We start from the raw sequence: 10,812 nt of genomic DNA on the forward strand, positions 1-10,812 counted from the left end.
AAAGGCTCTAAAATCCCCTGATCTTCAAACAAAATTTCCTTATAACAGCCGGAAGGATTGACCCGATGGAAGGTGATTTCAGCAGGGATCCCTTTTTGAAGTTGAAATTCTTTGGGACTATAGCCCTTTTCTGCTGTAATACGGATCTTTTGCACTCCGTTTTCCACAACTGCTTTTTGTTTTTCTACCATACCTACTCCTTTATTCCACAATCATTTGACCATGCATCATGTTCATTCCACATGAAAACCCATATTCGCCCGCTTTTTCTGGCGTAATTTCAATGACATGTTTTTCACCTAAAGGCAAATCTTCATGAACGCCAAAGTCTGGAAAGATCACTTGAGCCAGACATGAAGATGGATCCTTGCGATTAAAGATGATCCGGGCTGGAACATTCTTTTTCAGGACAATGGTTTCAGGCGAATAGCCCCCCATGACTTCGACTTCAATTTCTTGATAACCTGATTTCTGACGAGCGTGGCCGCTTACCTTTTCATGCTCTGCAAAGAACCACCAAGCAATAAAAGCAACCCCAAGTAAACAAACAATACTAATCAACAATCCAAACATTAAAATTCCTTCTTTCTATTACATACAATTGCAAGGGACTGTTTCGACAGCCTCTGCTTTCTTTTCTTCCAGGACCTGCTGCAGCTGATTAAGATCTGCAAGCGTAAAGTCACTCTCCTGAATCAAGTTTTCAAGCACCTGGACAATTCTTTTTGAGCAAACCTTGTCTTTCACCTCCTCAACCACCAAGTCTAAACTTTGGTCCTGCTTCAACAAAGCCGAGTAGACAAAGGCTTTGCCAGATTTTTCTCTGGTCAGACAGCCTTTCTCCACCAAGCGCGTCAAGAGGGTCTTGATGGTCGAATTCGACCAGTCAAAGCGCTCGGACAAGACGGCGATCAAATCCGTGCTGGTCTGCTTGCCTTCCATCCAGATAATCTTCATGATGCGCCATTCCGCATTGGAAATTTGCATGGCTTCTCCTTTCTAAATCTACATTTGTAAATCTTATGATGCTATTTTACACCTAAGATTTACATTTGTCAACCAAAAGTTTTAAAAAAAACAAATCTTCCTTTGAAGATTTGTCTGATTGGGCTTTTTTCGCTCCCTATTCTTTTCTCTATAACGTCTCCTGCAGAGCTTGGGCTAGAATGCGGTAACCAGCCACACTTAAATGAAGGCCATCTGTCGTATAGGCTTCTGCTAACTGCCCCACTTCATCCAATAAAGACGAGTACACATCGACATAGCTGACCTGGTGGTAGGCTTGGGCCAATTCGTGATAGGCCTGGTTAAGGGCTTGAATTTTTTCATTGGTCCGCACATAGACCTTTTGTTTGTAGCGCTCTTCTTGACTCACCGGTAGAACCGAGATCAGGTTGATGTGGGTAAGCGGAAAGTCCCGCATAATTGCTTGTAAGACCGCTTCTACATTGTCCAAGGTTTCCTTTTGAGGAATTTCTTTTCCGATATCATTGGTCCCGATCAAGAGAAAGATTTGATCCACCGCCGTTCCAAAGACATGGGCGTCTAGATGCTCACGAAGGAGATCCGTCTTATAGCCTCGCACTCCTCGATTGACCATGTGCTTGGGACTTTGTAATAGTTCATGAATGGGGAAATACTCCACGATGGAGTCTCCGATAAAGATCAAACCCGGCTCCTTCAGAGGCTCTTGATTGAGCTCCCGATAGGTTGTTACAATTTTCTCCTGCTCCTTTAAGAGCCAGTCTTCTAACAGCTGTACCGCCATCTAATTCTTTCCTTTCACTTGTTCCCAGGGGGTCAATCCTAGATACTCTTCGATCACCTGGTAAACACCACCTTCCTGATGGCTCGGCGCTAGGTGTTTGGCAACAGCCTTGACTCCTGCTTCTGCATTGGCCACAGCATAGGAGTGAGCAGCCATTTCAAGCATTTCGATATCATTGCCACTATCCCCAAAGGCCATGACCTGGCTGGCATCAAGCTGCCACATCTCCATTAATTGAGCCAGACCCCAAGCCTTGTGAATGCCTGCTTGTAAGAGATCCATGCTGCCAAAACCGCTCGAAACCGCCATGAGCTGATCTCCAAAAGCCTGTTGGACTTCCCGACTCACTTGATCAAGACGATCCAAGCCAACCACCAAGCTCATTTTAAGCACCTGGTCAAACAAATCGGCTGTCAATTCCGGAACAAACTTCATTCGCTTGTACAAGGCTTCAATCACTTCCGGCTGCATGAATTTCTCAACTTCTGTAAAGACCGTTCCTTCCTTTGCAAAGCCACCATTGACAGCTGACACAACCAGCTGGTCTGAAATTTCCCGCCCCTTAAAATAAGCAAGAACCGCCTCTACTAGTTCTCGATCCCAGAATTTTCCAAGAATCATCTGGTCGTCCTCAAAAATCCGAGCTCCATTGGCTACGACCAGAGTCACCCGTTTGACTAAAGGACCCAAGAGATGGCGCATGCGATGGATTTCATTTCCCGTCGCAATGACAAAGCGAATCCCTTTTTGATCCAAGTGGTCCAATAGCCTTTCCAGGCGCGGAAGGTCCACCTCTCCTCGTTCATCTAATAAGGTTCCATCCATATCTGTTGCAATCAACTTAATCATACAATCTAACCTTTTCCCTTTCATAGGGTGCAAACTATCTGTTCCCATTATACCACAGATCAAGCAAGTCAAAACCATCCGTGAAAACAGGTGGTTTACTTTTAGTCTGAAAGTTGCTACTAAAGACCAAGTGATATCATAAATATAATCCCTTTTCTACACTTTCCTGAACCAACTCTTCCGTCAGTTTCCATAACTCTTTGGACTCACTTTTTATAAATTTTTTCTTTTCTAATACCATCTCTGAACGGATATGATCGGGATTATAATTTACTTCTGACACTTCCAAGTGATTGATCAGTGGTACCAATGCATCAATCACTCTTGCATATCTTGCCTCAGGACTCTGCCCATTTTCAAACTCCAACCACGAATTTTTCATATTCAAATAGGTTGCTTCTGGAAGGAGGCTCATTGTTTTTTCTATAGATGCGAGCTCTCTATCATGAGCATGAACCTTTTTTTCATCATCAAACACCCAAGTATCTCCGGCATAAATCTCACCTAAATCATGAATCAATAACAGAAACATGACCTTTTCCATATTCAATTTTTCAGGATAATAATCTTGAAAAACCATCGCAGCTATCGCACCCTGCCAGGAATGCTCGGCACTATTTTCAAACCGTCCATCAAGGGTTCTATTAAACCTTGTTACTGACTTTAATTTTTCGATTTCTTTAATAAACTCAACTGTCTGATTCAAATCACTCATGGTGACTCCAACCTCCCTATTCGAAATTACGACTATCATACCAAAAATCAGGGTTTCCATAAATGAATTCCCATATTTGCAAAAAGATAATGCCCCTCTTTTTGGGAGCACCTTCATTTTTCTAACAAGACTACAAGGACAAGCAAAAAAGCTAATCATTCTTTACCGGTTAGCTTCTATTTTTCACCCAAGAAAGGCCCAAATAATGGCAATCAGCACTGCCGGAAGAAGATTGGCGACCTTGATTCGTTTGCCCCAGATGAGGTTGATCCCAACACAGAGAATGAGGCTGGAGCCGACCAGTGAGAGATTCGACAACGCTTGTGGGGTCATGATTGGTGCGATCAAATGGGCCAAAAGCGTAATCGCCCCCTGAAAGATCACAAGTGGAACCACCGCAAAGATGGCACCCTTTCCTTTTGAAACGGTCAAAACCAAAACGATGACCATATCCAGAATAGCCTTAGCCAACAAGGTCGAAGTGTCGCCTGTCAAGCCATCCTGGACTGCTCCGACTACCGCCATAGCCCCGATACAAATGGTCAAGGCCGTGGTCATAAAGGCATCAACAAAGCTGGAATCGCCTTGGTTGCCCGTCTTTTCCTTCAGCCAGGTTCCCAGGCGCTCAAAACCCTCCTCAATCTTCAAGAGTTCCCCGATAACGGTCCCGATTACTAGACTCAGAATCAACATCATACTGCCGTGACTCTCCACATGACTTCCATGCACCACCAGCATCTTTTCCAAGGTCCCTGCGATGCCCAAGACAAAAACAGCAACTCCTGTCACTTTCAGAAGGGTCTCATGAAAATCTTCTGACAAACGTTGACCGATGAGCAATCCTAAAAGCCCACCAAATACGACCCCTAAGGCATTATAGAGGGTCCCTAAACCGATCATTTACAAACTCCTTTATTCATTTTCATTCTTTTTCAATCTCTTTCAAAGACCAGTATCCCGTCTCTTCATACTGGTCAATCAAGTCCTTGGCTGTTTGCGTAATCTCCTCTGGATAATGCAGACTTTCTAGGGTATTGACCGCATTCTTGGTCACGGCTGACCCTGGCTTGATCTGGTAGTCAAAGACGATCTTGCCATCCACATAACGACTGTCAAAATGGTAATTATCATTGACTTCACCGGAGGCTGCGACCAGCTCAATATCATGACTGGAGATCATGTAGAGGCAGTTTTGGGCAGCCAACCAGCGGACAATCCCAAGGCCTGATCCGATCCGCTCGATGGTATTGGTCCCCTTAAAGAGCTCGTCAATAAAGAAGTAGTGAAAACCAGGCTCCTTCAGATGCTGAATCATACGCAAAATAGCTTTACTCTCAGTGATAAAGTAGCTATCTCCAACTTCAATATCATCGCTCACATCCATAGCCGTTAAAACATGACCATAAGGGAGGGCCAATGTTTCTCCATAGGCGAAGCCCAGTCCTTGAGCCAGAATAGCATTTATGGCGACCGTTTTCAGATAGGTCGATTTTCCAGACGCATTGTCTCCACTGATGACCATATTTTTTTGAAAATGCACATCATTGGCAATCGGATTAGACAGCAAGGGATGATAGAGCGTCTCGCCTTCAATCCCACCCGCCTCCGTAAAGACTGGCTGGCAGACCACTTCTAGATCTCTTTTGTGGCGCAAGAGACTAATAGCAACTTCCATCTCCCCTAGCAGATCCAGAAGCTTCTGGGCCTCTTTTTGATGAGCCTTCACCTGATTGTAAATATAAACCTGAGCGATCTGCGGGAGTAAAAAGAGGACATTAAGGTAGAGGAGAATGATTTCCATCTCAGAGGTCCCCGTTGGACTCTGCAAGACACTGGCAAGGATCCGCGTTTTCTTAAAGGGTTTGACTGCTTGCTTGAGTTCTTCTTGTTGTGGCAAGGCTAGATGGCTCAAGCGTTCTGCTGAAGCAAAGATGCGAACTAAATAGCTAACATTGTCCAGACGGATTTTATTGGACCAATTGCGCAAACTCGAAAAGACAATATTAAAGACCACACTGATCACCAAGAGGGTAATGGCCCCAACTGGCTCAAAGGGGATGGCAAAGAGACAGAGAATAGGAAGGCAGGCCAAGGCTAGATAGAGGGGCAAACCTGCATAACGCTTGCCGGGATTTGCGACAATGCTCCGCGCCATGTTGTGGTTCTTCTTTCCCAGTTGGTTGAAAATGACCTGGACCTTGAGGCGCAAATCTGGATGCTCTTCAAAGAAGGCTTCTAAGTCATGAAGCTGGTCCTGAGGCTGGAATTCCAGCAGGCGCATTTTTTGATAGAGAGCCTCTGCTCCAAGGCTCGATTGGGTATAGTTGAGCTGATCAAAGACCGCATCCAAAGCCAAATCATGCCAGGTCTGATCATCCACTTGGCTATCGATCGTCTTTCCCTTAGCTGGATAAGCCAGACTATCTATCAAACTTTCTTCTGTGTCTTTCTTGCGAAAGAAAGGCGCTCCATCCCAAGCCTTCTTCAGCTTTTGCTTGAGGCGGATGGCCGTAAGAAATTTGGTTGTCCAAATCACCACCATCAATCCTAGGATCCCAAGCGGGATCCAGTTCACATTTCCTTCCATGCTCTATTCCTTTCCACTCTGAGGCCAGTCCAAGTGGACATGTTCCTTCATTTCTCGGTATGCCGTGTCCACTCTCTCCTTGGTCTCCTCATCCAGCTTGTCGCGGTATTTGCCACCCTGGATAAAATCTTCCAAAATATAGGTCTGGTACTTGTACAAGTCATAGCCTTCAGGAGAATAGGTTCCCTTCGGAGTCCGACTAACCCAGGTTGGATGAGCAGTAGCCGTCTTAATCCGTGTCTTGCGGCCAATCTTTTCGATGGTCACATCCATCAAGACTCCTCGCTCTGTCCATTGGGCAGTCTCCACATCCCCCATGGTTTCCAGACGCTGATTGGACAGGAAATTCCCCATTGAGTAGATGATGAGCTTGTTTTGACCATCTTTATTGACCACTTCAGCAGGCTCTACAACATGGGGATGCCCACCAAAGACAATATCAGCTCCCCAAGAAACCATCTTGTGGTAGAGCTCTTTTTGCTCTTCTGTCGGCTCCAACTGGTACTCGATTCCCATCTGGGGCATGACGATAGTAATATCTGCCTCTTGCTCTGCCTTTTGGATCTCCGCCTTCATCCGCTCTTCATCCAAATTAGACAAGACATCCGCCTGCTCTTCTGGAGTGAGCGTCGTTTCCATCCCATTAAAGCCGTAAGCGTAGGCTAGAATAGCAATCTTGATGCCATTCACTTCCTTGATCACTAAGGGGGCCTGGCCTCTCTTTTCATGCGTGTAAACACCGACAGGGGTGATGCCTGCATCTTCAAAGGCCTTGGCTGTCGAATAGACCCCTTCTAGGCCTGAATCCAGGATGTGGTTGTGTCCCAAATCCATGACATCATAACCAGCATCCTTGATGGCTGGTACGACTTCGCTTGGCGCATTAAAGAGGGGATAACCTGACAAATAGTAATTCGGGTCAATGGTTCCCTCAAAATCACCCAAGGCCAGATCCGCCTTTTGTAGCCAGGGTTTGACATACTCATAATTTTCATGAAAATCATAGGTCCCATCTTCTTTTTGTGCACTCATATAGACCAGATCATGATAGAGCTGATCTCCATTGGCCATGATCCGAGCTGTATGAGGAATCTGATCAGCCGGTGTTTTTGCCTTGTACACTACTTCTGGCCGTTCCGTTGCGGTGATCGGAAAGCCTTGAAATTTTTGCACCCATAAGATGGCATTGGCCACGATAAAAACGACAGACAAGAGTACATAGACAAACTGTTCATTGGTCAGCTGAATCCTTGAAAAGAGACGATCAAAAGCCCAATCAAAGGCCGCCGATAGCTCTTTTCCCATCGTCTTGATGGTCCCTTTCACATTCTCCCACTTCTCTAACATTCCTACCTCTTCTTCCTACCTAGTTTCTCCAATGCTCCACCAACAGATGGAGCTGTCATTGAAATACTTTCTCTTCATTGTATCACAATTTTTAAGAAGAGAAAAAAGAGAGCAGGACAGAAGCGCCATTGTTTAGAAACGCTTCATCGTCCTGCTCTTGCACAGTTGATTGATTCATATAAATGGTCACAAATCACTTCTTATCGTTTGATTTGGACAAGCTAATCGCAACCATGACAAGACTTAGGAAAAAAGCCGAAAGCAACCCTTTTGTCGTCCGATTCATAAAAGGTTGATGAAATACAAAATGATTATAGGCAATAAATCCTAATCCAATCAGAGTTACCATAGCCGAAAGCGCAAAAATCGTTCGCCATAAATTTCTATTTTTCATCATAAACTCCTTTTCTCTAAAACGAATGTTTGGGAAATGAATCAACTAAAAGATCGTCCTACAACATCCAAAATATACCGATTCAACAAACAGTTATATATCCTACTGTAGGAAATAAAGTTTTCTGATATCTTTGCCTTTTTTATGATTTCAGTCTAACATAAAATGAAAAAAGCAACATGACTTAAACGTCGGGTTGCTAAAAATCGTTCTTTTTTTCTTCTAATAATCTTTGTACCAGCACTTCATCATCCAATAATTCAGCAAATGTAATTGCCTTTCCATACAACTCCTCAGATTTCTCCTTGCTCTTTTCCACATGGAGCATATATTTTGCTTTAAACATATAAATAAGAGGTTTGTAATAAACATGTCTCGTCTTATCAATTACATCTTCGAAAGTTTGAATATATTTAAGCGTACATTTTTCTTCCAACTGAGCTAGCAAAACAAGCAATATTTTTTCCAACTGTGTCAGGTATTCCTTGTCCCTATAATCTATGTCAAGCATTACTTTATCAGCCAACTCCTGAAAATACCTTTTATCTTCTAATCCTACAGCACAGCAAAAAAAGTAGAGTTCAATAATTAACAAATCATTAACCGTATAAATTGTTTTCTTTAAGATTTGTTGAAAGTATTCTTCTAAAAGAGCAAAACCATATCTCACATCAGAACTATTATAAATATCTAGACGCGCTTGAATCACATCTATAAGTAATTGTTCATCCTCTGGAAGAAGATCGTAGTAACATTCCCCAATTTCTTCTAAAATCGCTTGTTTCCGCTCAATTCGTTCTCGATCCGCATAGGTCGGACTATCTACCAATTCTTTCTTTAACCTTAGATAATCTTTTGGTATTTCAATTTTGTCAATATCAACAAAATACTGAACTTCGACATTCAGTTTTTTCGCTAAATATATTAATTTGGGTACAGTGGGCATAGCCTGACCATTCTCAATTCGGGCTAATTGCCGAATAGTCAATTCAGTTTCATCATCGCAAATATCTGCTTGTGTAGATTTTCTATCTAGTCGTGTAGATTTTATTTTTTTCCCAATCTCTTTTTTTAAATCTTTCATCATCAGTACATCTCTACTAATTACATCTTATACTAATTTTAACACATACTTTGTTAGAATAACGAAAACCTTTTCATATTTTCCTTAAAAAGCACCCTAACTTGAAAATCATGCTCCTTATTTATAAAAGTGGCTTCTGTCTCTCAGAATGTGGATTTTTTTCTTACCTAAGGCAACCCAAGTGGTATTGCAGAAAACATCATCACAATTTTCAACTGATGCAAGCATCTACTGAAACTTTCCGATGTGAGAAAAGTGCCTGAAACAATGATGTTTCAGGCACTCGGGAGTTTTGGAACCTTAGGTCCAAAACTAAGTCATGGAACTTCTATGAAGTTCGCTGACGTCCGTACTCACCTAAGGAAAGTTTCTAAGATGCTTTTTCTATTATTTCAAAGCTTTTAACAAATAACCATAGCCTTCTTGCTCCATTTCCTCTTTTGGAATAAAGCGCAGAGAGGCCGAATTGATACAATAGCGAAGACCTCCTTGGTCTTTTGGTCCATCGGTGAAGACATGGCCGAGATGGGCATTGCCTGAGCGGGAACGAACTTCGATCCGCTCCATTCCGTGGCTATGGTCCTGGTAATAGTGGACGACGTCTTTGGTAATAGGACGAGAGAAACTTGGCCAGCCACAACCAGAAGCAAACTTATCCTTGGCAAAAAAGAGAGGTTCCCCCGTCGTAATATCCACATAGATGCCCTCTTCAAAGGTCAGATCATAGGCATTGTGGAAAGGACGTTCTGTCGCGCTTTCTTGAGTGACTTGGTACTGCTCTGCTGTCAGTTTCGCCTTTAGGATTTCTTGATCTGGCTTCTGATAAGCTGCTGGATCAATCAAGGGCTGCTCAGCATCTGTCACATCGATATGGCAATAGCCTCCAGGATTCTTCTTGAGGTAGTCTTGGTGGTAGTCCTCAGCTAGGATGTAGTGGCGCAAAGGTTCTAGTTCAACCGCTATTTTGTTGCCCAGTTGCTTCTCTTCTTCCGCAAACACTTGGGCGATCACCTCACGTTCTCCTTCATCTGTATAATAGACACCCGTCCGATATTGGCGACCTCGATCATTTCCCTGTTTGTTAACGGACAAGGGATCGATCACACGGAAATAGTAGAGCAGAATTGCGCGTAGAGTGATCTTGTCTGGATCGTAGATAACCTGAACTGTCTCTGCATGATCCGTTTCCTTGATCAGTTGGTAATTGGTCGTTTCTACCTGGCCATTGGCATAGCCCACCGTCGTCTCTTCTACACCGGGGATCCGTGAAAAATATTCCTCTAAGCCCCAAAAACAGCCACCTGCTAGATAAATCTCTGCCATCTTTTTTCCTCGCTTCCTGCATTCCCCACAGGGAACGCTTGACATCTATTAGCTCCATCATAATCCAAGAGCCTCAGATTTTCAAGGATTCTGCATCAAAAATCCCTTCTACTATATGTAAAAGGGGGTCAATCCTTCTTATTTTTCAAATAAGAAAAAGAGCGAGTAATAAAAGTTCCAAAACGATAGGGTTAACTGATGTAGAAAATCATGAAGGACTACCATGACCAACACCTCCTCTGAATATCTGTGGACAAACTCAAGGCACATCAACTACAAAAGCACCGTCGGTCCATAGACCTGTAACTGAGGCTTCACAACCTCGTAATGCCAGTGATCATAAGCTCGCCAAGCTTGAAAGGCCTCTTCGTTCAAAACTAGCCCACCCAGACCAATCAATAAACTGGCGGTCTGATAAAACTTTTCTAACTCAATCAACAGACGATTGTCAACCCGCCTAGCCTTTCGTAAACCTTTCAACATCTGATCTAGATTTTCTCGAAATCGAAGGGCATCTGGACTGGGGGTGAATCCTTTAGAAAAGGCTGTTTGAAGAAGGATGATCGTCGTCCTTGCCTCTTGAATCACGTCCCTTTCTTCCATATAAATCACCTTCCTTTTCACCTCCATTGTACACCTTTTTCTCTCTATAAAAATGGAAAATCCCTAAAACTAGGAACAGAATGAGGTTGGGTCAAAAGTCCTAGCCTCTCAATTATTTTTGGATTGTCGAGCAAGACGCAGT

13 protein-coding genes are annotated in these 10,812 nt (G+C 43.4%); all 13 read right to left on the bottom strand.

Annotated features, from left to right (window positions below; genetic code table 11):
- On the bottom strand, positions 1 to 191 hold a 191-nt coding region (locus ADG03_RS03385), incomplete at its 3' end, for a hypothetical protein (RefSeq protein WP_049520958.1).
- Positions 192 to 201: 10 nt separating this feature from the next.
- Positions 202 to 573, bottom strand: coding sequence for a cupredoxin domain-containing protein (locus ADG03_RS03390; RefSeq protein WP_003013285.1), 372 nt, complete (start codon positions 571 to 573; stop codon positions 202 to 204).
- An 18-nt stretch (positions 574 to 591) separates the two neighbouring features.
- Positions 592 to 987, bottom strand: coding sequence for a CopY/TcrY family copper transport repressor (locus ADG03_RS03395; protein ID WP_049471883.1), 396 nt, complete (start codon positions 985 to 987; stop codon positions 592 to 594).
- 148 nt (positions 988 to 1,135) lie between these two features.
- Positions 1,136 to 1,768, bottom strand: a complete 633-nt coding sequence (locus ADG03_RS03400; protein ID WP_049471884.1) for an SGNH/GDSL hydrolase family protein — start codon at positions 1,766 to 1,768, stop codon at positions 1,136 to 1,138.
- Positions 1,769 to 2,617, bottom strand: coding sequence for a Cof-type HAD-IIB family hydrolase (locus ADG03_RS03405; protein WP_049471885.1), 849 nt, complete (start codon positions 2,615 to 2,617; stop codon positions 1,769 to 1,771). It lies immediately after the preceding gene.
- 136 nt (positions 2,618 to 2,753) lie between these two features.
- Complete coding sequence (locus tag ADG03_RS03410) at positions 2,754 to 3,332, bottom strand: HD domain-containing protein (RefSeq protein WP_049471920.1); 579 nt, start codon at positions 3,330 to 3,332, stop codon at positions 2,754 to 2,756.
- A gap of 183 nt (positions 3,333 to 3,515) precedes the next feature.
- Entirely contained in the window at positions 3,516 to 4,232 is a 717-nt protein-coding gene (locus tag ADG03_RS03415; RefSeq protein WP_049471886.1) for a DUF554 domain-containing protein, read from the bottom strand.
- Positions 4,233 to 4,254: 22 nt separating this feature from the next.
- Positions 4,255 to 5,919, bottom strand: a complete 1,665-nt coding sequence (locus ADG03_RS03420; RefSeq protein ID WP_049471887.1) for a MutS-related protein — start codon at positions 5,917 to 5,919, stop codon at positions 4,255 to 4,257.
- Between the two features lie 3 nt (positions 5,920 to 5,922).
- The gene (locus tag ADG03_RS03425; protein ID WP_049471888.1) at positions 5,923 to 7,266 is read right to left on the bottom strand and encodes a CapA family protein; all 1,344 of its coding nucleotides are present in this window, start codon (positions 7,264 to 7,266) and stop codon (positions 5,923 to 5,925) included.
- 193 nt (positions 7,267 to 7,459) lie between these two features.
- Complete coding sequence (locus ADG03_RS03430; RefSeq protein ID WP_080976912.1) at positions 7,460 to 7,663, bottom strand: hypothetical protein; 204 nt, start codon at positions 7,661 to 7,663, stop codon at positions 7,460 to 7,462.
- A gap of 196 nt (positions 7,664 to 7,859) precedes the next feature.
- On the bottom strand, positions 7,860 to 8,747 hold the full coding sequence (locus ADG03_RS03435; RefSeq protein WP_229042329.1) for a helix-turn-helix domain-containing protein: 888 nt from the start codon (positions 8,745 to 8,747) through the stop codon (positions 7,860 to 7,862).
- Between the two features lie 384 nt (positions 8,748 to 9,131).
- The gene (msrB, locus tag ADG03_RS03440; protein WP_049471890.1) at positions 9,132 to 10,067 is read right to left on the bottom strand and encodes a peptide-methionine (R)-S-oxide reductase MsrB; all 936 of its coding nucleotides are present in this window, start codon (positions 10,065 to 10,067) and stop codon (positions 9,132 to 9,134) included.
- Between the two features lie 273 nt (positions 10,068 to 10,340).
- Positions 10,341 to 10,697, bottom strand: a complete 357-nt coding sequence (locus tag ADG03_RS03445) for a hypothetical protein (protein ID WP_049471891.1) — start codon at positions 10,695 to 10,697, stop codon at positions 10,341 to 10,343.
- Positions 10,698 to 10,812: the final 115 nt, after the last annotated feature.

The organism is Streptococcus parasanguinis, from assembly GCF_001069785.1.
GTDB lineage: Bacteria > Bacillota > Bacilli > Lactobacillales > Streptococcaceae > Streptococcus > Streptococcus parasanguinis_T.